This is a genomic window from Brevibacillus sedimenti, from assembly GCF_020923495.1.
GTDB lineage: Bacteria > Bacillota > Bacilli > Brevibacillales > Brevibacillaceae > Brevibacillus > Brevibacillus aydinogluensis.
Genome location: NZ_CP064048.1, coordinates 504,959 through 528,146 on the forward strand (window position 1 = coordinate 504,959; position 23,188 = coordinate 528,146).

Sequence of the window (23,188 nt, forward strand, 5' to 3'; positions counted from 1 at the left end):
TAAAGGAGGTATTGCATCATGGCAAAAGTACGGTTTCACGACAACAACGAGTACATTACGGCACCGGAGGAAGTTTCTAAATTCCTGCAATCCCAAGAAATCATCTATGAGCACTGGGGAGTAGACCGCCTGGATGCCAATCTGCGCGACAACTACAACCTGACCGACGAGGAAAAGCAGCAGATTCTCGACGCGTTCCGCCCGGAAATCGAGGACATCAGCAAGCGGCGCGGCTATCTCACGGCCGACATCGTCGTCCTGTCCGATCAGACGCCCAACCTGGATGAACTGCTGGTCAAATTTAAAGCAGAACATCATCACACCGACGACGAGTGCCGCTTCTGCGTGGACGGCCACGGCATCTTTGCGATCAAAGGCAAGGACGGCCGCTACTTTGACGTGGAAATGGAGCCGGGCGACCTGATCTCCGTCCCGTCCTACTCCCGCCACTACTTCACGCTGATGGACGACCGCAAGATCAAGGCGATCCGCCTGTTCGTCACTCCGGCCGGCTGGGAAGCCATCTACTAATCCGAAAACGAAAAACAACGAAGCCGAGGGACATCCCCTCGGCTTCTGTTCATTTCACCCGTTACAGCACGTATCCGTCCGCTTCGATAACGCGGTCGGCGATGGCCCGTTTCAGGTGGACGGTGTTGATCGGCGTCCGGCGGGTCAGCTTTTTCAGGATGGACAGGCGCATGCGCAGTTCGTCGCCCTCTTCCATCGCCGCCAGCGCCTCTTTTGCCCAGCCCTCGATCCGGTCAAACGCTTCGTGTACATACAGGGTGGCGAGATCCAGCTTTTGCCGCTCGTTTTCCACGCCGTTTTTCTCGATTGCCTTTTCCGTCCGCTTCACGACGCTGTCCATCGCGTACAGCTCGATCAGCATGTCGGCGGCCAGCGCCAGGAGTTCCTGCTCCTTGGCAATCGCCTGCTGGTACTTCATCAGCGCGGAACCGGCCACCATCAGGATGATCTTGCGGGTCATCTCGATCAGGTGTTTTTCTGCCGCCAGCGGCGCTTCCTCGATTTCTTCCGGATAGTAGCTCATCAGCTCTTCCTGCAGGCCGGCGGCTGCCTGCATCAGCGGCAGTTCCCCTTTCATCGCCTTTTTCACCAGCATGTCGGGGATCAGCAGGCGGTTGATTTCGTTCGTACCTTCAAAAATCCGGTTGATGCGCGAATCGCGGTACATGCCCTCGATCTCGTATTCCTGGATATAGCCGTATCCGCCGTGGATCTGTACGCCTTCGTCCACGCAGTAATCCAGCACTTCCGAAGCAAATACCTTGTTGATGGAGCATTCGATCGCGTATTCGGCGATGGCCTTGGCCACTTCACGGCCGTCCTCCGCCTTTTCGCCAAGAGCGGAGAGGGCGGCATCGAACAGGCCGACCGTGCGGTACACCAAGGATTCCGCGGCGTAGATTTTTGCCGCCATGGTGCCCAATTTGTTCTTGATGATGGAGAAGTTGGCGATCGGCGTTTTGAACTGTTTGCGCTCCTTGGCGTAGGTGGTCGCCAGATGCAGGGCGTGTTTCGCCGAGCCAACCGCGCCGACAGCCAGTTTGTAGCGACCGACGTTCAAGATGTTGAACGCGATCACATGCCCTCTTCCCGGCTCGCCCAGCAGGTTTTCCACCGGCACGCGGGCGTCTTCGAGAATGAGCGGACGGGTCGAGGAGCACTTGATGCCCATTTTCTTCTCTTCGGCGCCGACCGATACCCCCGGGAAGTCGCGCTCCACGATGAACGCAGAGAAGTGTTCCCCGTCAATTTTCGCATAAACGATGAAGATATCGGCAAAACCGGCGTTTGTGATGAACTGCTTGGTCCCGTTCAACACGTAATGCGTGCCGTCTTCGGACAATTTGGCTGTCGTTTTGGCGCCGAGCGCGTCCGAACCGGAGCCCGGTTCCGTCAGGCAGTACGCGGCAATCCGCTTTCCGGTGGCGAGATCGGGCAAGTAGCGCTGCTTTTGCTCTTCCGTGCCGAAGTACACGATCGGCAGGGAACCAATGCCGACGTGCGCCCCAAACGTAATCGCAAACCCGCGCCCCAGCGCAAATTTTTCGCCGATCAGAGCGGAACTGATCTTATCCAGGCTGACACCGCCGTACTTCTCCGGCACGTCGGCAGCCAGGAGGCCCAGTTCCCCCGCTTTTTTCAGCAGCGATACGGACAGCTCAAAGTTTTGCTGTTCCAGCTCTTCCATATGCGGACGCACTTCATTGTTGATGAAATCCTCTGTCGTCTGCGCGATCAGTTTTTGCTCGTCGGTGATTTCCTCCAGCACAAACACGTCGTCCGGCGAACCGGCATTGATCAGAAAGCTGCCGCCGCGAATCAGATCTTTCGTTTCAGCCATCAAATCCCTCTCCCTTTTTATAAAATGTGGTGTTTCTCCGTGCCTACAGCATTTCGAACACGCCGGCGGCCCCCATGCCGCCGCCAATGCACATCGTCACGACGCCGTACTTGCCGCCGCGCCGCTTCAACTCATTCAACAGGGAAACGGTCAGCTTCGCCCCGGTGCAGCCCAGCGGATGGCCCAGGGCAATCGCACCGCCGTTGACGTTTACTTTTGCCGGGTCGAGGCCCAGTTCGCGGATGACGGCGAGTGACTGGGAGGCAAACGCCTCGTTCAGCTCAAACAGGTCCACATCGGCCAGGCTCAATCCAGCCATTTTCAGCGCTTTTGGAATGGCGACTACCGGACCGATCCCCATCACGTCGGGATCGACGCCGCCCACCGTAAACGAGCGGAATCTGGCGATCGGGCGAACGCCCAGACTGTCCGCCTTTTCCGCCGACATCACCAGTACGGCGGCTGCGCCGTCGCTCGTCTGCGAAGAGTTGCCTGCCGTGACCGTGCCCTGCACGTGGAACACCGGCTTCAGCTTGGCCAGCGCTTCCAGCGAGGTGTCAGCCCGCACGCCCTCGTCCGTGTCAAAGACGCGCTCCGTGACGTGCAGCTTGCCGTCATCGTCCACGCGGTGCTGCTTGACGGTCAGCGGCACAATCTCGTCCCGGAACTTGCCGGCGGCGATGGCGGCTGCAGCCCGCTGATGGCTTTGCAGCGCAAACGCGTCCTGGTCTTCGCGGCTGACGCCGTAGCGCTTTGCCACTTCCTCGGCTGTGTGCCCCATGCTCATGTACGCTTCCGGCATTGTCTCCATCAGCGTCGGATTGAGCGCCACCTTGTGGCCGGCCATCGGCAGCAGGCTCATGCTCTCCACCCCGCCGGCCACGATCACGTCAGCCCCGCCGGCGATAATCTGCTGGGCGGCGTAGGCGATGGTCTGCAGGCCGGACGAGCAAAAGCGGTTGACGGTAATGCCGGGAACGTTGGTCGGCAATCCGGCGCGCAGGCCGATCAGGCGGGCCATGTTCATCCCCTGCTCGGCTTCCGGTACGGCCGTCCCCATGATCACGTCCTCGATCTCGGCCGGATTAAGCTCGGGGACGCGGCGCAACAGGTCGCTCACGACCGCAGCCCCCATGTCGACGGGATGCACGTCCTTCAGGCTGCCTCGCTTCGCTTTTCCCACCGCGGTGCGGGCGCCGGCGACGATCACTGCTTCTCTCATGTCTTTCCCCCTCCCTAGTTACGCAATGGCTTGTTTTTCATCAGCATGTGCTGCATGCGCTGCTGCGTCTTGGGCGTCTTGATCAGCTCGAGGAACGCCTGCCGCTCCAGCTCCAGGATGTAGGATTCCGTCACCTCGGTGCCGGCCGGCACGCTGCCGCCGGACATGACGTAGGCGATCTTGCTGGCGATCAGTTCGTCGTGATCGCTGATGTAGCCGCTCTTTTTCATCGAATAGATGCTTTGCCGCAGGGTGGCATACCCCGACTCGCCGATGACGCGAATCTTGCGCGGCCGCTGCGGTGTATACCCCTCCTTGACCATCGTCAACACGAGCTGCTTGGCGTCGTAGAGGAGGTGATCCTGATTGATGCTGATCCGGTCGCTCGGGCGCAGGTAGCCCAGATTGATCGCTTCCTTCCCGCTAGTAGAGACTTTGGCCATGGCAATCGTCTCGAACGCACGGGCCACGAACGGGAATGGATCAACCGGCACGGTGCCGCCTTCCGGTACTTGTTCCATCGCCCGGAACAGCATCTCCTTGGTGCCGCCGCCGCCGGGCAAGAGGCCTACGCCCACTTCCACCAGCCCCATGTAGGTCTCGGCGGCCGCCTGCACGCGGTCGGCCAGGAAGCAGACTTCCACACCGCCGCCGAGCGTCATGCCGAACGGCGCCGCTACGACCGGACGGTGCATGGTGCGCAGCGCGTTCCCCACCTTGTGAAACTGTCTGACCAACATGTCCAGTTCAAACCAGTTTTCGTCCTGTGCCTCCATCAAGGCCAGAGCCAGGTTCATGCCGACACAGAAGTTTTTGCCCTGATTGCCGATCACCAGTCCGAGGAAGTTGCGCTGCACCTCTTCCACGGCGAAGGCCGCCATCTGCAGCACATCCATGCCCAGCGCGTTGTGCGGAGAGGTAAACTCCAGGCAGGCCACACCGTCGCCCAGGTCCACCAGCGCGGCACCCGCGTTTTTCCTGATCAGCCGGCCCTGTTCCTTAAGTGCCGCCAGGTTGATCTGCTCTTTCTTTTCCTCGACGTCCTTGTAGCGGCCGCCGACGGCAAATACAGCCACACGCCCGTCCTGTTTCTGATAGAACGAGGTCTTGCCGCTCGCCAGCAGTTCCTCCACCAGCGCCGGGATTGTCTCGCCCTCTTCGCGCATGCGGGCCACCGATTTTTCCACACCGATCGCGTCCCAGGTCTCAAATGGTCCCAGTTCCCAGCCGAAGCCCCATTTCATCGCCCGGTCGACAGCCACGATGTCGTCGGCGATTTCGTACGCCTTGGCCGCCGAGTAGAGCAGCACCTTCTTGAAGACGCTCCAGAGAAACTCGCTCCCCTTGTCCTTGCCGTACACAAGCGCTTTCAGCTTTTCCGGCAACGTCTTCGCCGTCTTGGCCGCCTCCAGCGACGGAAACTTCGCCTTGACGCGCGGACGGTATTCCAGCGTGTTGTAGTCGAGTACGAGAATCTCTTTGCCATTCTCCGTCTTTACCTGCTTGAAGAAGCCCTGACCTGCCTTTTGGCCGAGCCAGCCCTTTTCCACCAACTGCAGCACCAGGGACGGCACTTCGAAGATCGCTTTTTCCGCGTCATCCGCGGTCTTGTTTTTCACGTTGTTGGCCACGTGCACATACGTGTCCAGCCCGACCACGTCCAGCGTGCGGAAGGTGGCGCTTTTCGGACGACCGATCACCGGACCCGTCAGCGCGTCTACCTCGTCGATGCCCAGTCCGAGCCGCATCATCTCCTGGATCGAGACCTGCAGGCCGAACGTCCCGATGCGGTTGGCGATGAAGTTGGGGGTGTCCTTGCAGAGCACCGTTCCTTTGCCCAGCACGAATTCGCCAAAGTGCATCATGTAGTCGACAATCGCCGGATCCGTGTCGTTTCCGGGAATAATCTCAAGAAGTTTCAGATAACGGGGCGGATTAAAAAAGTGCGTGCCCAGGAAATGCTTGCGAAACTCGTCGGAACGTCCCGCGCATATCTCGTTGATGGAAACGCCCGACGTATTGGAGGAGACGATGGTGCCCGGCCTGCGGTGCGCCTCGACCAGTTCAAACACCTTTTTCTTTACGTCGAGGTTTTCCACGACCGCCTCGATGATCCAGTCAGCCTCGCCGAGATAGGACAGGTGGTCTTCCATGTTGCCGACAGTGATCAGGTCCAGGTTCGCCTTGTCGTAGAGCGGAGCCGGCTTTTCTTTCAGCAGCCGGTCCTTGCCGGACTGGGCGATGCGGTTGCGGACGACGGGATCAGCCAGCGTCAGTCCTTTCTTTCTCTCGTCCTCTGTCAACTCTCGCGGCACGATGTCCAGCAGGTAAACGGGGATGCCGACGTTGGCCAGATGAGCGGCGATGCTTGCTCCCATCACGCCGGAACCGAGCACGGCCGCTTTGTAGATGTTGCGTTCCATCCATTACCCTCCTCACTAAAGAAATGGGGTCCTGCGAAAAAGGCAAAACAGTCTGAACTTGCAGAGTTTTTCACGAAGGATTTCTACCTGTTCAAACGTATTCCTTTTTTTCGCCGCACATGTCACCCCTTGAATGAATGCTCATTCATTTTGCTGGTGTAAAAAAACACCCCACCGTATAAGCCCTCGCACCTGTGAGATGTTTGGCGATTCAGACGCGACTGAATGATCGCTCAGTTTTATTGTAAACGAAAAGGAGAGCGGTTGCAATCTTCATTTGCTGCTTATTCGCTCTCTCCCCTTCCCGGAAGTTTTCCCGCCGCAACAGCCAAAGACAGGGCAGGCGGCCACGTACAGGCAGCAAAGACGCAGCCGCACCTGCCGTTTATGCCATTACTTATGGATGATGTTGATCGACATCACCTTGCGGCCAAACGGATTTCCGTCATCCGGTTCCAGCAGGTACTCCAGCTCGTATTTGCCCACTTTGCTGTCTACGTAAGCTGCCGTGACCCACAGCTTGTTCTTGTCGGTGTCATCCTTGCGCAGCGTGAGCGTCACGCGATAGTCATGCAGCGGCACGCCGATTTTGTCGATGCTCTCCTGCGCAGACTTGCTCAGATACGCGTCCAGCCATTTCTCATTCTTGGTTTGGTGCGCATAGTTGGCGGCGGTCAGCAGCATGTTCACCGCTGTTTGCTGCCGATTTTGCGATTCCCGGAACTGTTTGGCGGCGTCTTCCGTGTAAAAATCGTACAGGCGCTTCAGTACGGTCGCAAACTCTGCGCGTGTCATGTTTTTGTACGGGTTAAACAGGCGCGTTTCGTTGAACAGATGGAATTCGCGAATCGCTCCCGCATAAGGCGAAGCAGTATCAGGATAATAGCTTGGCTGTTTCCATCCTTGGTACCCGGCGAAAAACGAGGCGACATCCTGCGATTTTGCATTCATGGTTCTCAACTTGTACGGGGCGAGCAGGTGAAAGAAGATCATGCTGGCTTCTTCCCGCGAAAGCGGATACTGCAGGAACTGGGTCGGCACCCACCAGTCGACCAGTTCTTTCTGCGGTGTTTTCATCAACTGCCCCTGCGAAACCAGATGGAGATAATAGAGAATCTTGTCACCCGGCCGGTATTCGTTGACAAAGCCTGTCTGGACGTCCAGCAGCACCTGCAGGTTGGCCGTCATCGCTTCGATTTCCTTTCGGAGCGGATACCTGTAATCGAGGTAAGCCTTCTGCTCGGGAGCAGCCAACGGTCCGTAGACGGCTTCAAAGACGCGGTTCGCCAGCACCAGCGCCTCGCCGCGGGTAATTGGCTTGTCCGGGTAAAAATGGCGCGTGCCGTTTCCCTTGTATATGCCCCGTTCGGTCAAGAACTGAATCTGCTCGCTGGCCCAGTGCCCCTTGACGTCGTCGTACGCGGTTTCGGCGTTTGCGCAGGGCACGATGACGACCTGGAACAACAGGCAAACCATGAGTACCCACAAAAGACTTCTCTTGAACATGATTTCTCCTTTCCTCTCCAAGTGAATTTGCGTCGAATGGTATGATTTGTACAGATGATTTCCGGGAAAAACTGCCTGTTTTACCGCCCAACCGCTGCTAAGTTATGAGAAAAAAATACCAACAGTTCCCACCTTTGTAAAGATAGCTTAAAAAATTTAGGATGGGATGCACAAGCTCTCCGCCTGACCCAATAGTCCGATCATCCTGCATTCAGGAAACATCATCCAGTTTTTAAGCTCTGTGTCGTGCGTCTTTCCGCTCCCTGTGCCGCACTAGGCCAAGCAAAAAACCGAAGGAATGACTCCTCCGGTTCAGCGTGCAGACAAAGTCCGCGGCACATGAGTGATGGGGCCCGCTTGGCTTTCTTTGCCCCATTTCTCCTTGCCATGCACTTTTTCTTACGACTTGATCTTCTCCATCCATTCTGGTCCTTTGGTCACCAGCACCCGCCAGAGCACCAGGTCGAAGACGGCAAACAAGCCAAACAGCAACAGGCTGATGCCGTACAGCGACGGCGTCACCTGGAACACCAGGTACAGCGTTGGCGCTGCGATGACCACCACGGCCGCCAACGAGAACAGCGTGTTCCAGTTCTGCTTGACCGCCTTCTGCTCTGAATCCCAGTCCAGTTTGGGCATCCTGAGGTCTATCATGATCCCGATCAGGTTGAGGAACACGATGCCCGGCAGGCTGGCAAGCAACGCGATCACGAGAAATTGCAGCGGCGGATGAAACACCAGCCCGAGGACGGCACACAGCAGCAGCATGCTGATGATGCCCAGTATCGTGCCCGGCACCACTTTGGCCGCGATGATCTGCACGTAAGAAACAGGCAGGTACTTGTTGACGAAAAAGGACTGCCCGTCGCGCGAGAAGGCCGTGGCGGAGACGCTGTTCATGACCGTCATGAAAATGGCGAGCACAAACAAGACCGCCACGCCAATTCCGGCAAAGGCGTCTTTCTGGAGAAACTGCCCCCACTCGCCCACTGTTTCAAACCCGTCCGGGCGGCTGAGCACGGGAATGAACACCAGCAAGGGAAACAAGAAGCAGGACAGGACGCAGTTGAGGAAAAAGGCAGGGGTGCGCAGCAGCACCTTCCATTCCTTGCTGGCGAACGCCAGCACAGGCGACCTTCGTCCGGTCAGCTTGTCAAACTCATCCCCGCTGACACGCCTGCGCCTGGCCGCCGTCTCGGAGATCCCCATGACACCCTTCAGGTACAAGCGGTCTCCCAGCATGACAAAGCCCGCGGCAAACACCGCCGACACCAGCACAAAGGCGAGCAGGTACCATAGGCCGGCGAGAGCTCCCGACTCGACAAGCGCCAACGCCCCCAGCCTGGTGTTCGGGAACAGTCGGGTGACCAGCGAAAGCAGGGCGTTATTATCCGAGATCAGCATTTGTGCCAACTGCTCGAAGCTGTGTTCCCCTGCGTTGTTCCGATTGATGGCAACTTGAACGCCAATCACGGCCGCGATCCCGATTACGCCGCTGATCAGGCGGAGCCGGTCCCTGCTTTTCCCCACGCTGGTCACCCGCATGAACAGCATGGCCACCAGCGAGGCGATGACCAGCGGGATGACCGGCAGCGTCAAAAAGACGACGGCCGCGTACAGGTAGTAGAGCGGTCCGGCGCCACTTTTCACCCCGTACGTTATCAGCAGCGGCAGCAGCAAAAACGCGGTCGGCACATACTCGTACACCAGCGTGACGAGGAACTTTGCCCCGAGAATGTCGGACGGCTTGAGCGGCAGGGGCAGCAGGTGCTCCACGTCCTGCGAGTAGTAGTATACAGTCAGAACGTAAAAAAGGGCGAAAATCAGGATGCCCATACTGGCAATTGCCATCCCCATCCCCAAGAGCGCGCTCTGCTGCCCGCTCGCCGCCAGTCCGTCGTACAGGCCCATGACCCCCATCACGTATCCGGATATCATCGGGAAAAAGGCGACAGCCAACAGCAGGATAATCAGCGCATTTTTCCACCAATTCCCCCGCTTCCCGCTCAAAAGGCCGCTGCCGTTTTTCATCAGCACCTTGGTCAACTTCCAGGTCCTATTCATGCTTCGTCAGCTCCAGGAACAGCCGTTCCAGCGATTCGCTGGAGCGGAAGTGCTCTTGCATCTCCTTGAACGTGCCGCAGAACAGAATCTCGCCCTTGTTAATGATGGCGACGCGGTCACACAGCTTCTCCGCCACTTCCAGCACGTGCGTGGAGAAAAACACGGTCCGGCCGCTGTCAGCGTGTTCCCGCATCATTTCCTTCAGGGTGAACGCTGATTTTGGGTCCAGCCCGGTCAGCGGTTCGTCGAGAATCCAGACTTCCGGATGGTGGACGAGGGCCCCCATGATTACGATTTTTTGCCTCATGCCGTGCGAATAACTCTGAATCGGATCAGAGAGGGCGTCGGTCATGTCAAACCGTTCGGCCAGCCGGGCGATCCGCTCCTTGCGCACGTCCTGCGGCACTCCGTACATGTCGGCCATAAAGGTGACGTATTCCAGCCCTTTCAGGCGCAAAAACAAGTCGGGACTGTCCGGCACATAACCGAACTGCCGCTTGGCCTCCAGCGGTTCGGTCCCGATATCTCGGCCGTTCACCCGGATGGTTCCCTGGTCCGGCCGGACGATGCCGGTAATCATCTTGATCGTCGTTGTCTTGCCCGCCCCGTTTGGCCCGAGAAAACCGAAAATTTCCCCGCGGGGAACGGTCAGGGTGAGGCGGTCAACCGCCTTGACAGTACCGCCGTAGCTCTTGCTCACGTCCACGAGTTCGATCATGGTCGTCCTCCTTTTGCCGGGAAGTGCGTCGTACTTACACGTAATACGAACCAGCCGATAATGAGTTTCGTATCTCCCCTGCACCCTGCGGTTCTCCTGCGCCTGAGAAAAGAGCCGGCAAGAATGCCGGCTTGCGTGTTACTGCGGGATAAAACTGCCGTCGCGAAGCATGGTCAGCTCGCCCATGAAGAACGCCACGTCTTCCGATTCAGGCAGCTGGCCGTTTGCCTCCAGCGTCTCCAGACGGCGCAGCAGAAAGTTGGCAAAGTCGCTGATTTGGAGCGGATGCGCCTCCATGTCGGCATCGTCCAGCACCTCATATCGGGTCATGGCCTCCAGGTGGATCATGATGCGGAATCCGCCCAGTTCCCCCAGGTATTCCCGATTGTTCAGCGGCGATTTTTCCAGCTTTTGCAGCATGCTGACAATGTCATTGGCATACATGCTGGGAAACGCGACCATGTAGATGTCGCGAAGTTGCGATTCTTCCGTCTTAATCAGCAATACATCGATGCCGTCCATCTTTTTTTCCTTTTTCCCAAAACCGAACATGCCTATTCCACCTCAACTGTTTTTCAACCTCATTCCATGATAGCCATAATTTCTCCACGGAAACAACCCCTATCTCGCAACCAGCTCACATCGTTTTGCCGCACCGTGTTTGCGCGCTGTTTTTCGCGGGAAACATAAGCGCAATCACGAGTCAGACGGTGTCGGGAGCGGCAGCCGTAATCCGGACATGCGAAAAAAATATGTGCGCAAACCCCCTTGACATTTGCACAGGCCCACGCGAATAATTATGAATTAACAAACGCGATTGAACAAAAGTGTATAGCCTATGGCGATGACGGGGATCAGTAAAACCGCCCTTCAGGTACAGAGAGCGAGATTCAGCGGCTGAGAGATTTCGCCCATGAACCGGTTTGAACCCACCCCTGAGCGGCCAGGGATGACCTGGACAGGTTTCTTTCACCTGTTATCAAAGAAAGAGAGCCGAACGGTTTGGCGGCTGAACACGAGGACAACGCCTCGTGCTTTACGCCTGCATACCGTTAAATAAGGTGGTACCGCGGAAGAGAGATACCCTTTCGTCCTTATGTGTGGGATGAAAGGGTTTTTTGCTTTTTTGTTGCTGGAATGAGGAGGGTTACACGATGAAGAAGGGAAAAATGCGGCTGGTGGTAAAAGTGGGCAGCAGTTCGCTGGCGGCGCCGGGCGGCGGGTGCGATCCGGCGAAAATGTCCCTGCTCGTATCGGCCGTCAGCCGTCTTAGAGACGCCGGCCATCAGGTCGTGCTCGTCTCCTCGGGAGCGGTGGCGAGCGGCTTTCGGAAGCTGGGGTACCAACAGCGTCCCCGCACGCTGGCGGCCAAACAGGCAGCTGCGGCCATCGGGCAAAGCCTCCTGATGCAAACCTACACCGAACTGTTCGCCGCATACGGCTACACCGTGGCGCAAATCCTCTTGACCCGGGGCGACTTTTCCGACCGCGAACGCTATCAGCACGCCTTTCAGACGCTGTCTCTGCTGCTGGAGAAAAACGTCCTGCCGATCATCAACGAAAATGACACCGTCTCCGTGGCGGAGCTGACCTTTGGCGACAACGACATGCTGGGCGCGCTGGTTGCCGGTCTGGTACACGCCGACCTGTACCTGATCCTGACGGATACCGACGGGCTGTACGACAAGGACCCGCGCACCCACGCGGACGCGGTCCGCATTCCCTATCTGTCCGCCGTCACCGACGAAGTGGAGGCGCTGGCTGGCGGAGCCTCCCGATTGGGCACAGGCGGGATGCGCTCCAAGCTGATTGCCGCCAAGACTGCCCGGCAGTTGGGCGTTCCCAGCTTTATCGGCCGCCTGGCGCAGCCGTCCGACCTGCTTGACGTGCTGGATGGCAGCGGCAGCGGCACCTACGTCGGCTTCCGTCCCGAATCGCCCGCCGGCCACGCGCTGCCGACCCGCAAGCAGTGGATCGCGCTTCACTCCCCCGTCCGCGGGCGGATCAGCGTGGACCACGGCGCCGCCGAAGCTGTGCTGCTACACCAGCGCAGCCTGCTTTTGGCCGGCGTGCGGGACGTGGATGGCGCGTTTGCCTCCGGCGAGGTGATCGAGGTGTACTGCGACGGCCAAATGATCGGTCGCGGCGTCAGCCGCTGGAGCGCCGCCGAGCTGCGGGCAAAGCTCTCTGCCGCCAGTCCGCCGAAAGGCATCGTCATCCACCGCGACCAATGGACGGAAGCAGCGTGCTTTGCGGCAATCGGCGGCAGCGAGAGAACGTGAAGCAGGCGGGGGATTCCCTCGCGTTAAAGGAGATGAGGAATGTGGAGAAGAGCCAAACTGAGAAAAAACCACACATGGAGCAAAACCTGAAGGAACGCGTGTACGAACAGATCCGCCTGGCCAAACAGGCGTCGCGGCACCTGGCCTTGCTGTCCCGCCCGGAAAAGGACCGCGCCCTAAAGGCAATCGGCGAACGTCTGCTGGCTGACGAAGCAGCCATCCTCGCCGCCAACGAGCGGGATATGGCCCGTGCGGAAGCGGACGGTCAACCGGCTGCCTATCTGGACCGGCTGCGCCTGACGCCGGATCGGCTGCGCGATCTGGTCGAAGGGCTTGGCCAACTGGTCGCGCTGAACGATCCGGTGGGCGAAGTGACAGCCCAATGGACCCGGTCAAACGGTCTGGTGATTCAGCAGGTGCGGGTCCCGCTGGGCGTGATCGGCATGGTCTACGAGGCCCGGCCAAACGTCACCGTGGACGCCGCGGCGATTGCGCTCAAGACAGGCAATGCGATCGTCCTGCGCGGCAGCCGCAGTGCCCGGGAAAGCAACCTCGCCCTGACGCACAGCATCCGCGCCGCTCTGGCGGACAGCGGGCTGCCGGCAGAGGCCGTGCAGTACCTGCCCTATGACGCACACGAATCGGTCGATCTCTTGTGCACGGCCAACGGCTTGATCGACGTCGTCATTCCGCGCGGCGGCGCCTCGCTGATCAGCCGTGTGCTGCGCACCTCCACCGTCCCGGTGCTGGAGACGGGCGTGGGCAACTGCCACATCTACATCGACCGAACCGCCGAGTACGCCATGGCGGAAACGATCACCCTCAACGCCAAAACGAGCCGCCCTGCCGTCTGCAACGCGGCCGAAACCCTGCTCCTGCACCGCGCCTGGCCTGAAGCGCACCGGCGCGACCTGTTGGCCCGTCTTATGGAGGCCGGCATCGAACTGCGCGCCTGCGAGGAGACGCGGCGGCTCCATCCGGAGCTGGCGGACCGGCTCGTACCCGCCACGCCGGCGGACTGGGATGCGGAATACCTTGGCTTGATCCTGGCCGTGCGCACGGTAGACAGCATGGACGACGCACTGGACCATATCTCCCGCCACGGCACCGGCCACTCTGAAGCGATCGTGGCGCAGGACGCCGCGCGAGCGGAACGGTTTCTCGCCGCCGTCGATGCGGCCGCCGTCTACCACAACGCGTCCACCCGCTTTACGGACGGCGGGGAATTCGGCTTTGGCGCGGAGATCGGCATCAGCACGCAAAAGCTGCACGCCCGCGGTCCGATGGGCCTGCCCGCGCTTACGTCCAGCAAGTACGTCGTGCGCGGCAGCGGACAGATTCGCTAACGGAAGGAGAATGCAGCATGAGTGAACATTCAACGCTCTCTTTCGATACGCGGCTCGGCTTTCTCGGAGCCGGTTCGATCGTCGAGGCCATGCTGGCCGGCATATTGAAAAACGAACTCATTGCACCGGAGCGGATTTTTGTCGCCAACCGCAGCGACCAGGCGCGGCTCAGGCATCTGGCAGAGACGTTCGGGGTGAACGCCTGTGAGGACAAAGCCGCTCTGGTGGAGCAATCCGATATTCTCATCCTGGCGATGAAGCCCAAAGACGCTCCGGATGCGTGCCGCAGCCTGCGCGGACTCGTCCGTCCCGATCAACTGGTGATTTCCGTCGTCGCCGGCGTTTCCACGGCTTGCATCAGCGACTGGCTGGGCACCAATGGCCCGATCGTCAGAACGATGCCGAACACGTCGTCCGCCGTCGGGCTGTCCGTCACAGGCCTCTCCGCCAACAACGCCGTGAGTGAGCAGCAGCTTGGCTCCGCCACTGCCCTGTTTGAAGCGATCGGCTCCGTCCACATCGTGTCTGAAGACGAGCTGGACATCATCACCGGCCTCTCCGGCAGCGGCCCGGCCTACGTGTACTACCTGGCAGAAGCGATGGAAGGCGCGGGCGCGAAAGCCGGCCTGTCCCGCGAAATGGCCCGGCAGCTCACCGTCCAGACCCTGCTGGGAGCAGCGCAGATGCTGCTCCACTCCAGCGATGAGCCCGCCCTTTTGCGGAAAAAAGTAACCAGTCCGGGCGGCACCACCCAGGCCGGTCTGGAAGTCCTGGATTCGTACCGCTTTCAACACGCCGTCACCTCCGCGGTGCTGCGCGCCGCTGAACGGGCCCGCGAGCTTGGCGCCCAGTACCGGTGATCCGTTTTGCGCCTGCGCCCGATCGTGTATACTAAAGAAAAAACACGGACGAGGAGGAGCCGATGGAGATTTACGCCCTCTACGGTACGAGCGGGACGGGAAAAAGCACGAGTGCGCTGCAGCTGGCCCACCAGATGGACATCAGCGCCATCATTGACGACGGCATCCTGATTTACCAGGGCCGCAAGGTGGCCGGCACCTCCGCCAAGTACGAAAAAACGAAAATCCAGGCGGTCAAGCGGGCCATTTTCCACTACCGCGACCACGCGGAGGAAGTGCGCCGCGCTCTCGCCGCCCTCCGCCCTCAGCGCCTGTTGGTGATCGGCACCTCGAAGCGAATGATCGAGCGGATACGGGAAGCGCTGGACCTGCCCACCCCTGTCCGCTACATTCCGATCGAAGCGATCAAACCAGCGCATGAGATCGAAGCGGCCCGGTACATTCGGGAGACCCAGGGAAAGCACGTGATCCCGATTCCCCGCGTCGAGGTGGAAAAAGACTTCTGGCAGCGGATGATCGCCTCCGCCCAACAGATTTTTTCCGCCAAAAAGGAAGTGATCGGGGAAACGACGGTGGTACACCCGCCGTTTACCGGCGGCCGCATCCTGATTCATCCGCAGGTGCTGCGCAAGATCGTCCAGGTGACGTGCAGCCGCTTTCCGTACGTCAGCCAGGTGAAGAACATGACCTACACGTTTGAAGACGTGCCCCGTCTGCAGGTATCCCTGGATGTCCGGCTCCCGTATGGGACGTCCATTCCCCCGTTGGCCCGGGAGATTCAAGAGGCGCTACATCAGGAAACGAGCCACTGTCTCAATTTTGCCCCGGTCAGCATTGACATACGGATTATGCGCTTGCAATTGGTTTAATGGATTTCCTCCCAAGTACTCCCACATACGCAACGGCTTCGCCGGTTTGCTGACTGTCATTTGACACGAGGCAAACCGGCTTTCATTTTGCCTGCAAATACAAGTCATGACCCGCCTTCCCGCTGCTCAAGCTATGGAGTGTATCCCATTTTACCTGAAAGGAGATCGCCTCATGTCAACGACGATGTTCACTCCTCAGCAAACGCAGGCACCGATGCCCCAACCGCCCCGCGTGATTTCGACCAAAGACGCCAGCTATTTGAAGGACGCCCTTTCCTGGGAACTGCTGGCGTTTAAAAAGCTGCACTTCTTCGCCCAACAGGCGACCGACCCGCAGGTGAAACAGGCGCTGGAAAAAGCAGGTCAGATGCATCAGCGCCACTACCAGAAACTGCTTAGCCACTTGCAGGTAAACAACGCGCAGGCGATGGCTGCCATACCCCAGACACAGGCACAGCAGCAACAGCAGCAACAACAGCAGATGCAGTAAAAGGAGGGATATGAGATGCCAAACCAAAACCAGATTGCCAATCCGCAGACGGGTGTTCCCAAGGTAAAAGGGCCGCAGATGAACGACCGTGACTTCTTGAACGACGGTCTGGCGACATGCAAGTACCTGACGGACAGCCTGAACGTCGCCGTACGGGAAGCCAGCCACCAGCAGCTCTACGACGACCTGCTGCACATCCTGACGGAGACGCACCACAGCGCCCGCGAGATGTTTAATCTGATGTTCCAAAAGGGATGGTACAAGCTGGAGGCGGAAGACCAGCAAAAGCTGCAGCAGGCGTATCAGCAGTTCAGCGGATATTCCACGCAGTTTCCGTATCACTGATAGACGATCGCTGCAAACCGGGAAATTTGTCTTCAGTCTGAAGGGACATCCGACAAGGGATGTCCCTTCTGTTTGCAGACAAGTCCGTAGCCCATGGGTGAGGGGGCCCGCTCGCTGCTCTGCCGACGGTCACATCATCTCTCTGATCAATCGGGACAGGCGGTGAAGCGCCCGCTCCATCTGCTGCTCATCGGCGTATGCGTACGAGAGGCGCAGGTGGCAGTCGTCCGTGCCGTCATAGATGTAGCCCGGATTCAGCAGAATGCCCTCGGCCAGCGCCCGCGAAAAGAGAGTCCGCATCGACACCGCCCGGCGCAGCCGCAGCCAGATGTAAAAGCCGCCCTGCGGATATCGCCATTCCGCCAGATCGGCAAACCAGCGCCTGAGCGACTCGCACGCGCACGCCCTGCGCGCTCGAAGAGCCTCCCTCACCGTTTGCAGATGGCGTTGGTACAGGCCGCTGCTCAGCCATTCCGCCGCCACCAGCTGGGACAGAGCGCTGGCTCCGTAATCGGTCTGCATTTTCACGTCGGCCAGCCGTTCGACAACCGGTTCCGGCCCGACAACCCAGCCAATCCGCAGCCCGGGGCTGAGCGATTTGGACAGGCTGCCCACGTACAGGACCAGCCCGTTGGGGTCGAGCGCCTTCAGCGGAGGCGGCCCCGGCTCGTCCAGCCACAGTTCGCCGTAGACGTCATCCTCCAGGATGGGCAGCCGCTCCCGTTCGCAGCCGGCCAGCACCTGCTGCCGCCGTCTCTCCGACATCAGGATGCCGGTCGGATTGTGAAAGGACGGTATGGTGTAGAGCAGAGCGGCCTGGTGAGCCTGTTTCAGCCGTGCCAGCGCATCCGGACGAATCCCTTCCTCGTCCAGCGGAACGCCCGTCAGCCGCATGCGCGACGACTGAAACACCGGCAGCGAGTACAGATAGGAAGGGCGCTCCAGCAATATGGCCGAGCCTTGGCGCAAAATACCCAGCGAGATAAGCTGCAGCGCCTGCAGTGCACCGGACACGACGAGAATGGACGACGGCGGAGCGTCGATGCCGCGCGTCCGCAGGTGGGCGCTGATCGCCTGCCGCAGTGACTTCAGCCCTTTGGGTTCCGTATAGCCGAGCTGGGCAATCTGTCCGCCCAATCGTCCCATAATCTCCGCCATGCCGGCAGACGGCAGCAGGTCGGGCGACAGTTCCCCCGTGCCCAGCCGAATGATCTGCGGATCGTATTCATGCCGGTTGATGGCCTGGATGGTCGGCTGATTGGGCGGATGTTCGCCCGCCTGGACGTAGCTCAGCCAATCGGGAGGCGGGGCGGACGCCAGCAGCGACCAGGTGTTGTTGCTGACCACGGTGCCGCTGCCCACGACCGCTTCGATCAGCCCTTCCGCCTTCAGTTCGTCCAGCGCCGTCACCACCGTGCTCCGGTTGACGCCAAACGCCTCGGCCAGGGCCCGCTGCGTCGGCAGTCTGCTTTTGACCGGCCAGTCGCCGGTGGCGATTTTTTCCCGGATGTAGGCAACAATCTGGGCGTAGATCGGCACATCCGACGCCCTGTCCGGCTTCCAGTCAATCGTCGGCACCATCGTGATCCCTCCTCCGGTCTTCATGCTTCCCCTATTGTAGCCAATTGGTCGGGTCGCTGCCAAACCAATTGGCTGGAGACAGACGGCCCGATTTGTCTTACTGTGGAAGCCATGAGATACACCGCAAAAGGAGGAGCTTTTCGCATGTGGGAAGCCGCGTTGCACGGATTTGTGCTCGCATTCGGATTAATCCTGCCGCTCGGCGTGCAAAATGTCTTTGTCTTCAATCAGGGGGCGGCCCAGCCGACGCTGTGGCGGGCGCTGCCTGTCGTCCTGACCGCAGCCGTCTGCGACACGCTCCTGATCCTGCTGGCCGTGCTGGGCGTGTCGCTGGCGGTGCTCACCTTTGCCTGGCTGAAAACCATCCTCTATGCCGGGGGCGTCTGCTTTCTCATCTACATGGGCATCCTCACCTGGCGAAGCCGCCCCTCTGCCGAGACGCAGGAGGCGGAGCAGTTCCCGCCGAAACGCCAGGTGATGTTCGCCGCATCGGTGTCGCTGATGAATCCGCACGCGATCCTGGACACGATCGGCGTCATCGGCACCAGCTCGCTGGGCTATGCCGGAGCGGCGAAGTGGGGATTCGCCGCCGCCTGCATTCTCGTCTCCTGGCTGTGGTTTTTCGGACTGGCGCTGGCCGGACGGATGGCGGGCAGACTTGACTCGTCCGGCCGGCTGCTGCGCGCCCTCAACGTCGCCTCCGCCTTTCTCATCTGGGGCGTTGCCGCGTACATGGCGGTTTCGCTGGTGCGGGATCTGACTGCGTAAGGATCGCCAGGAAGCAAGAAAGGGGAGCACGTGGCTTCCCTTTCAATCGTTTTTGGTTAATGTCCCGGATCCATTGTATGCATCTGAATATTTTTTTTATACAAAATATCAGCGCTAAAACTTCCCACTTTTTTTATGGGCTGATCATTCATAAATACAACAATAAACAGGGCTAATACAGTCAATGTCTTCAATGTTTTCATTATTACACACCTCTCCTTTGCCTTTTTTTATAAATTTTACCATACAACCCCTTATATTTTCCACATATTGTATATCAATTGATTTTTTCAACTTAGTGAACTGTGACAGAATGTCAGTCATACATTCGATTATTTCCTGGTAGGCACTCACTTCTCCGTAGGCGCACAAACCGTTAAGATAACTGTCAATCCCTTCCTCATGGGAGCCTGTCTGTATTTGAAACTCTCCCTTGTAGCGATAGTACTTTCCGATCGATCGATGTTTATAGGGAGTCTGTGGATTCTCCGGCAGGATTTCCTTTTCCTTTCTCAGCAGCTCGGCAATTTCATGATGATTGTTTGTCTGCAGATAAATGTCCAGCAGTTCATTCACAACATGAATGCGAGAATCCGGGCTAACCTCGCGTAAACACTCTTTCAGCATGGGAACAGCCACATCATATTCTTTTTTGCGTGCTTTTACGATCGCACACGTAAACTTGGCTGTATATGCAACAAATTCATAATCAAACCTTTCAAACACACGCAAGTGGGATTCAACAGCATCATACTCCCCCAACCAATAAAATGAGTTGATCATGGCCAAGTACGCTCTGGCTGTCAGTTCCGTTTCAGCCGTTTTCAATTTAAGGCCCGCTTCACAATATTCAATACACCGTTCGTATTGCTGGATGTTGTGGGCATGGAGCGCCATCCTAAAATAATAAATCGTTTGTTCATCTCGGCTTAAAAAGTCAATGTAATGCGTAATTTCTTCGCCAACTCGGAATGAATCGTCCAACCGTTTCAAATCATTCCTTTCAATCAGATATTTTTTGAGCAGCCCTTTGGCAATATACTGCGGGATTCCGTGTTCTCTCGCGTACTTGACAATGGTATTGAAAAGCGGCAGGCTGAGCTCGGTATTGGTGGTGGTGTCAGCGAGGTGATACAGCCGTTCCAATGCTGTGTAGGTGTCTGCCTGGGGAGATTGCAGGAACTTGACGGCCACTTTTTCCAACAGTGGAATGCTGCTGCCTCGTTGCATGACATCCTGCAGGATTTCATATAACGTCTCTGACCGTTGTTCGTCTTCCACGTAATATTCAATGATTTCTTCATAGGGCTGAGGCAGGACAGCAGCTAACGCCTTAACTGTTTTGTATTCCGGCCGCTTCGTTTCCCCGCTTTCAATCTTATAAAGTGCCCCTTTGGTCACACCAGTTTGTGCTTCCACTTCCGAAAAAGAAACCCCGCTTTGTTTACGGTAAAGAGATAATAAATCTCCGAGGGTTTTCCTTCGTCGTTGGTTTCTTTCCAACTATAACACTCCATTTCCAAACATTACTATTTTATAGAGATTATAAACAGAAAATAAAAACAGATCAATAAAAATCTTTTTGTCTTTATATCAGTGTATTAAAATGTCGAACGTTTTCTAAAAAGTGAAGTTGGTGACATTTGGTAAATAGTAGGTACAGTAAAGGAAGGAAATGGAATCGCACTATCAATTCTTGGAGGCATTCGGACATGGAGGGCTGGCGCGCCAAAAATCACGAAGACGTTTCGCAAATCATTGAGAACCTCCAAAAACAACTGAATGAGATTGTCAAACAAAAAGGATCGTTGACGGATTGTGCTGTATTGCGTGTAAGCCAGGAACTGGACAGGTACATCGTGGAGCGTCAGCGAATGTTGCTGGAAAGCAGGAAAGGCAGGTTTCTTCTCCGCTCACCTTACCGCAAACATCCCGGCTAGAGCGGGATATCCGAGCGATAAAAAGGAGTTGACGGCTTCTTGAAAAAACCTTTCGGATTCGCAGCAAGTGCCGTCATTGTCGCTGCGGTTGGAATCACATCGGCTGCCGCAGCACAGCTGACCGCTTCTCCCCCCGATCCGGGACAGGAGCGAACGGCTGTGTATGCCGCCGAGGTTCAGCGACTGGCAGAAAGCTGCACGTTTGTCGACAACGGATTGAACGTCCAGGCATTGGATGAAGCGGCAAAAGTGGATGAAAACACTGCGCTTGCAGCGGCGAAGCGATTCATTGGTTCCGCACGCGCGGCGACTGCCGAGAAGGTGACGATGGCGCTGGCGCGATTGACGGATGCGCATGGACAAGGTGTTCCCGTCTGGATTGTAACCTTCCACGGCGTGGAGATGCCGAGAAACGGGAAGCCCGGCAGGAACCAATACGTGAACGCTGATGTTCACGTGATGATTGATGCCAACACCGGCGAAGCGATCGAAATGATCGCCGGCAAGCGTGGTCAATGACAGCAAAAGCCCTGATCCCGACATCATGTTGGGAGCAGGGCTTTTTTCGCGCTCGGATCATCCATCATCTGCGCACCATCGCTGTGTTTATCCCCGCCCAGGCCAGGACAGGATAATAGTAACAGCACAGATCATGCACACGCGAAGGAGCTGAAGTGTAATGACTCGTCACCGTTTCAGGCAGCTTCGCTATCCGTTTATCGCGCTGGCGCTGATATCGGGGTTATTAGCCTTGCATGACCACTACCGCATAAATACCTCCCCGGTCGCGGCCCAACGGGTGCAAACCGTCACCATTGCCAGCGCCGGCTTTTTGCCCAACCGGCTCGTCTTTCACCAGGGAGAGACCGTTTCCCTGACGGTCGTCAACACGGACACCCGTCCCCACAACCTGGTGATTCGCGAGTTGAACATCTCTTCCGCCGATCTGAAACCGAGCCAGTCGACGACGCTCCAGTTTACGGCCAGCAAAAAAGGGCGCTATCCGTTTGTCTCGGATACGCCCGGTTATCCGGAAACAGGGTATCAGGGACTGCTGATTATCGACTAAGCTGTCCTGACGCGAACTGTTCCTGCTGCTCGGCCGAAGCGTGCTTCCACGGCCCAAAGCGGATGATCAGCAGCGGAATGAGTCCGGCTACCGAGGCCAGACCGAAAAACAGGTACGTCTCCAGGATGGAAAACGTGTCCTTGATCCAGCCGCCCAACAGGTTGCAGGTCATCGAGCCCAGACCGTTGCCGATGGAAGCGTAGATGGCAAGCGCGGTCACCTGCAAGGAAGCGGGCGTGTTTTCCCGCACGAACTGCGCTGCCGTGGCCAGATAACATCCGACGGAGAGACCCTGGATGAAAAAGAGGGCGATCACCCAGGTCGTGTCGGGAGCCGTGCTGTACCAGAGCCAGCGCAGGGCGGAGACCGTGCTCGAAAGCAGAATGGTCAGCTCCAGCCCCCAGCGGCGCACAAAGTAACCGGCGATTTTCATAAACGGCGCCTCACTGCCGGCAAAGAGCAGAAAGGCCAGACCCACGCCGGCCACCGTTCCCCCGATGTGCTGGTAGTACAGGGAAAACCAGATGTTATGGGCATTGATCGTCCCAAAGATAAAAAAGGTAGCCGCGAGAAACAGGACAAACCGCGGCAGGCGGATCAGCTGAGTCAGTCCCTTGAACACACTCACGGTAAACGGCGCCGCATCCGTGTGTTCCGGAATCCGGCGCAGAAACAGGCAGGCGATCAGGTAGGCGCCGCAGTACGAGTAAAAAATGGCGGCAGGCCCCCATTGTTCCACCGCCAACCCGGTCAGAAAGGCGGCGAGGGCAAACCCGACTGCGCCCCACATGCGAATGTCGCCGAACTGGACGTTGTGCCGTTTCGCATACCCCAGTGCCAGGCTGTCCGACACGGGTACGACCGCACTTTGAAACACGGACATGGCGATGTAGAGCAAAAACACCCAGGCAAACGTGGAAACGGCGGGAAACAGCAGCCCGATCGCCCCCGCTGCTGCCAGGGTCAGCATCAGGACCTGCTTGCGGATGTGAAAGCGGTCGCAGATCATGCCCCACAGCGGCTGTGTCACAATGGAGATCACCGGTGTCACGGCGCTGATCACGCCGATCTGCGTTCCGGTCAGGCGGATCGAATCGTAGTACTGGGTAATGAGCGGAAAAAACGAGCCGAATCCGTAGTAGGCAAACAGGTAAAATGCGTTCAGGTGGATGCGCTGTGCCCCGCGTTCGTCGCTCGCTTGACTGGTCAGTGCTTCAGACATAAGCTCTCCTTTGGTTCAGGCCGAAGAGACGAGCGTGCCCGCTCGTCTCCTCGGCCAAATTGCGCTTGGGTTCAGATGTCGGAAACGCGGTAATTTCTTGTGGTGACGGTTC

21 protein-coding genes and 1 other annotated feature are annotated in these 23,188 nt (G+C 58.0%); of the genes, 11 read left to right on the forward strand and 10 right to left on the reverse strand.

From position 1 onward, the window contains the following. Window positions 1-18: 18 nt before the first annotated feature. Window positions 19-531, forward strand: a complete 513-nt coding sequence (locus IRT44_RS02520; protein WP_171566829.1) for a 1,2-dihydroxy-3-keto-5-methylthiopentene dioxygenase — start codon at window positions 19-21, stop codon at window positions 529-531. A 61-nt stretch (window positions 532-592) separates the two neighbouring features. Here IRT44_RS02520 and IRT44_RS02525 read toward each other — a convergent pair whose 3' ends face one another. The 7 genes from IRT44_RS02525 to IRT44_RS02555 all read right to left on the reverse strand — a co-directional run bounded on the left by IRT44_RS02525 (window position 593) and on the right by IRT44_RS02555 (window position 10,856). Further along, complete coding sequence (locus IRT44_RS02525) at window positions 593-2,371, reverse strand: acyl-CoA dehydrogenase family protein (protein WP_171566828.1); 1,779 nt, start codon at window positions 2,369-2,371, stop codon at window positions 593-595. A gap of 43 nt (window positions 2,372-2,414) precedes the next feature. After that, window positions 2,415-3,593 carry an acetyl-CoA C-acetyltransferase gene (locus IRT44_RS02530; protein WP_171566827.1) on the reverse strand — a complete coding sequence of 393 codons (1,179 nt, stop codon included), beginning with the start codon at window positions 3,591-3,593 and terminating at the stop codon, window positions 2,415-2,417. A gap of 14 nt (window positions 3,594-3,607) precedes the next feature. After that, window positions 3,608-6,016: a 3-hydroxyacyl-CoA dehydrogenase/enoyl-CoA hydratase family protein gene (locus IRT44_RS02535; RefSeq protein WP_212132870.1), complete on the reverse strand. Its 2,409-nt coding sequence runs from the start codon at window positions 6,014-6,016 to the stop codon at window positions 3,608-3,610. 393 nt (window positions 6,017-6,409) lie between these two features. Next, window positions 6,410-7,522, reverse strand: a complete 1,113-nt coding sequence (locus tag IRT44_RS02540; protein ID WP_171566825.1) for an S-layer homology domain-containing protein — start codon at window positions 7,520-7,522, stop codon at window positions 6,410-6,412. A 399-nt stretch (window positions 7,523-7,921) separates the two neighbouring features. Continuing rightward, window positions 7,922-9,586 carry a putative ABC transporter permease subunit gene (locus IRT44_RS02545; RefSeq protein WP_230077389.1) on the reverse strand — a complete coding sequence of 555 codons (1,665 nt, stop codon included), beginning with the start codon at window positions 9,584-9,586 and terminating at the stop codon, window positions 7,922-7,924. Further along, window positions 9,579-10,304, reverse strand: coding sequence for an ABC transporter ATP-binding protein (locus IRT44_RS02550; protein WP_171566823.1), 726 nt, complete (start codon window positions 10,302-10,304; stop codon window positions 9,579-9,581). The genes IRT44_RS02545 and IRT44_RS02550 overlap by 8 nt, the downstream gene beginning before the upstream one ends. Window positions 10,305-10,442: 138 nt before the next feature. Then, window positions 10,443-10,856, reverse strand: a complete 414-nt coding sequence (locus IRT44_RS02555; RefSeq protein ID WP_171566822.1) for a hypothetical protein — start codon at window positions 10,854-10,856, stop codon at window positions 10,443-10,445. A gap of 283 nt (window positions 10,857-11,139) precedes the next feature. Beyond that, window positions 11,140-11,403, forward strand: a binding site (T-box leader). A 55-nt stretch (window positions 11,404-11,458) separates the two neighbouring features. Here IRT44_RS02555 and proB point away from each other — a divergent pair. The 6 genes from proB to IRT44_RS02585 all read left to right on the forward strand — a co-directional run bounded on the left by proB (window position 11,459) and on the right by IRT44_RS02585 (window position 16,496). Continuing rightward, on the forward strand, window positions 11,459-12,586 hold the full coding sequence (gene proB / locus IRT44_RS02560) for a glutamate 5-kinase (RefSeq protein ID WP_212132874.1): 1,128 nt from the start codon (window positions 11,459-11,461) through the stop codon (window positions 12,584-12,586). A 41-nt stretch (window positions 12,587-12,627) separates the two neighbouring features. Beyond that, on the forward strand, window positions 12,628-13,932 hold the full coding sequence (locus tag IRT44_RS02565) for a glutamate-5-semialdehyde dehydrogenase (RefSeq protein WP_268255206.1): 1,305 nt from the start codon (window positions 12,628-12,630) through the stop codon (window positions 13,930-13,932). Between the two features lie 17 nt (window positions 13,933-13,949). Beyond that, window positions 13,950-14,792, forward strand: a complete 843-nt coding sequence (proC, locus tag IRT44_RS02570; protein WP_230077390.1) for a pyrroline-5-carboxylate reductase — start codon at window positions 13,950-13,952, stop codon at window positions 14,790-14,792. 62 nt (window positions 14,793-14,854) lie between these two features. Beyond that, on the forward strand, window positions 14,855-15,661 hold the full coding sequence (locus tag IRT44_RS02575) for an isopentenyl transferase family protein (protein WP_171566819.1): 807 nt from the start codon (window positions 14,855-14,857) through the stop codon (window positions 15,659-15,661). A gap of 172 nt (window positions 15,662-15,833) precedes the next feature. Continuing rightward, window positions 15,834-16,151: a ferritin-like domain-containing protein gene (locus IRT44_RS02580; protein ID WP_171566818.1), complete on the forward strand. Its 318-nt coding sequence runs from the start codon at window positions 15,834-15,836 to the stop codon at window positions 16,149-16,151. Between the two features lie 15 nt (window positions 16,152-16,166). Continuing rightward, window positions 16,167-16,496, forward strand: a complete 330-nt coding sequence (locus IRT44_RS02585) for a spore coat protein (protein ID WP_171566817.1) — start codon at window positions 16,167-16,169, stop codon at window positions 16,494-16,496. Between the two features lie 129 nt (window positions 16,497-16,625). Here IRT44_RS02585 and IRT44_RS02590 read toward each other — a convergent pair whose 3' ends face one another. Continuing rightward, window positions 16,626-18,074, reverse strand: a complete 1,449-nt coding sequence (locus IRT44_RS02590; RefSeq protein ID WP_230077846.1) for a MocR-like pyridoxine biosynthesis transcription factor PdxR — start codon at window positions 18,072-18,074, stop codon at window positions 16,626-16,628. A gap of 147 nt (window positions 18,075-18,221) precedes the next feature. Between IRT44_RS02590 and IRT44_RS02595 the strand changes: the two genes are divergently transcribed. Continuing rightward, window positions 18,222-18,845 (forward strand): LysE/ArgO family amino acid transporter, encoded by a 624-nt coding sequence (locus tag IRT44_RS02595; RefSeq protein WP_212132878.1) that lies wholly within the window; start codon window positions 18,222-18,224, stop codon window positions 18,843-18,845. 144 nt (window positions 18,846-18,989) lie between these two features. On the opposite strand, the gene IRT44_RS02600 is transcribed toward IRT44_RS02595, so the two are convergent. After that, window positions 18,990-20,348, reverse strand: coding sequence for a helix-turn-helix domain-containing protein (locus tag IRT44_RS02600; protein WP_230077391.1), 1,359 nt, complete (start codon window positions 20,346-20,348; stop codon window positions 18,990-18,992). 209 nt (window positions 20,349-20,557) lie between these two features. On the opposite strand from IRT44_RS02600, the gene IRT44_RS02605 reads away from it, so the two are divergent. From IRT44_RS02605 to IRT44_RS02615, 3 genes are all read left to right on the forward strand, one after another. Continuing rightward, on the forward strand, window positions 20,558-20,785 hold the full coding sequence (locus tag IRT44_RS02605) for an aspartyl-phosphate phosphatase Spo0E family protein (RefSeq protein ID WP_171566814.1): 228 nt from the start codon (window positions 20,558-20,560) through the stop codon (window positions 20,783-20,785). Window positions 20,786-20,824: 39 nt separating this feature from the next. Then, window positions 20,825-21,304 carry a hypothetical protein gene (locus IRT44_RS02610; RefSeq protein ID WP_230077392.1) on the forward strand — a complete coding sequence of 160 codons (480 nt, stop codon included), beginning with the start codon at window positions 20,825-20,827 and terminating at the stop codon, window positions 21,302-21,304. 160 nt (window positions 21,305-21,464) lie between these two features. Next, window positions 21,465-21,854, forward strand: a complete 390-nt coding sequence (locus IRT44_RS02615; protein ID WP_171566811.1) for a cupredoxin domain-containing protein — start codon at window positions 21,465-21,467, stop codon at window positions 21,852-21,854. Here IRT44_RS02615 and IRT44_RS02620 read toward each other — a convergent pair. Further along, a complete protein-coding gene (locus IRT44_RS02620) occupies window positions 21,844-23,076 on the reverse strand; it encodes an MFS transporter (RefSeq protein WP_230077393.1) in 1,233 nt (410 codons plus the stop codon). The genes IRT44_RS02615 and IRT44_RS02620 overlap by 11 nt on opposite strands. Window positions 23,077-23,188: the final 112 nt, after the last annotated feature.

Coding starts and splice junctions, on each gene's coding strand:
- IRT44_RS02535 (WP_212132870.1), bottom strand. CDS start 6,016: ATGGAACGCAACATCTACAAAGCGGCCGTGCTCGGTTCCGGCGTGATG.
- IRT44_RS02525 (WP_171566828.1), bottom strand. CDS start 2,371: ATGGCTGAAACGAAAGATCTGATTCGCGGCGGCAGCTTTCTGATCAAT.
- IRT44_RS02580 (WP_171566818.1), top strand. CDS start 15,834: ATGTCAACGACGATGTTCACTCCTCAGCAAACGCAGGCACCGATGCCC.
- IRT44_RS02615 (WP_171566811.1), top strand. CDS start 21,465: ATGACTCGTCACCGTTTCAGGCAGCTTCGCTATCCGTTTATCGCGCTG.
- proB (WP_212132874.1), top strand. CDS start 11,459: ATGAAGAAGGGAAAAATGCGGCTGGTGGTAAAAGTGGGCAGCAGTTCG.
- IRT44_RS02555 (WP_171566822.1), bottom strand. CDS start 10,856: ATGTTCGGTTTTGGGAAAAAGGAAAAAAAGATGGACGGCATCGATGTA.
- IRT44_RS02620 (WP_230077393.1), bottom strand. CDS start 23,076: ATGTCTGAAGCACTGACCAGTCAAGCGAGCGACGAACGCGGGGCACAG.
- IRT44_RS02520 (WP_171566829.1), top strand. CDS start 19: ATGGCAAAAGTACGGTTTCACGACAACAACGAGTACATTACGGCACCG.
- IRT44_RS02540 (WP_171566825.1), bottom strand. CDS start 7,522: ATGTTCAAGAGAAGTCTTTTGTGGGTACTCATGGTTTGCCTGTTGTTC.
- IRT44_RS02530 (WP_171566827.1), bottom strand. CDS start 3,593: ATGAGAGAAGCAGTGATCGTCGCCGGCGCCCGCACCGCGGTGGGAAAA.
- IRT44_RS02585 (WP_171566817.1), top strand. CDS start 16,167: ATGCCAAACCAAAACCAGATTGCCAATCCGCAGACGGGTGTTCCCAAG.
- IRT44_RS02605 (WP_171566814.1), top strand. CDS start 20,558: ATGGAGGGCTGGCGCGCCAAAAATCACGAAGACGTTTCGCAAATCATT.
- IRT44_RS02545 (WP_230077389.1), bottom strand. CDS start 9,586: ATGAATAGGACCTGGAAGTTGACCAAGGTGCTGATGAAAAACGGCAGC.
- IRT44_RS02595 (WP_212132878.1), top strand. CDS start 18,222: ATGTGGGAAGCCGCGTTGCACGGATTTGTGCTCGCATTCGGATTAATC.
- IRT44_RS02575 (WP_171566819.1), top strand. CDS start 14,855: ATGGAGATTTACGCCCTCTACGGTACGAGCGGGACGGGAAAAAGCACG.
- proC (WP_230077390.1), top strand. CDS start 13,950: ATGAGTGAACATTCAACGCTCTCTTTCGATACGCGGCTCGGCTTTCTC.
- IRT44_RS02550 (WP_171566823.1), bottom strand. CDS start 10,304: ATGATCGAACTCGTGGACGTGAGCAAGAGCTACGGCGGTACTGTCAAG.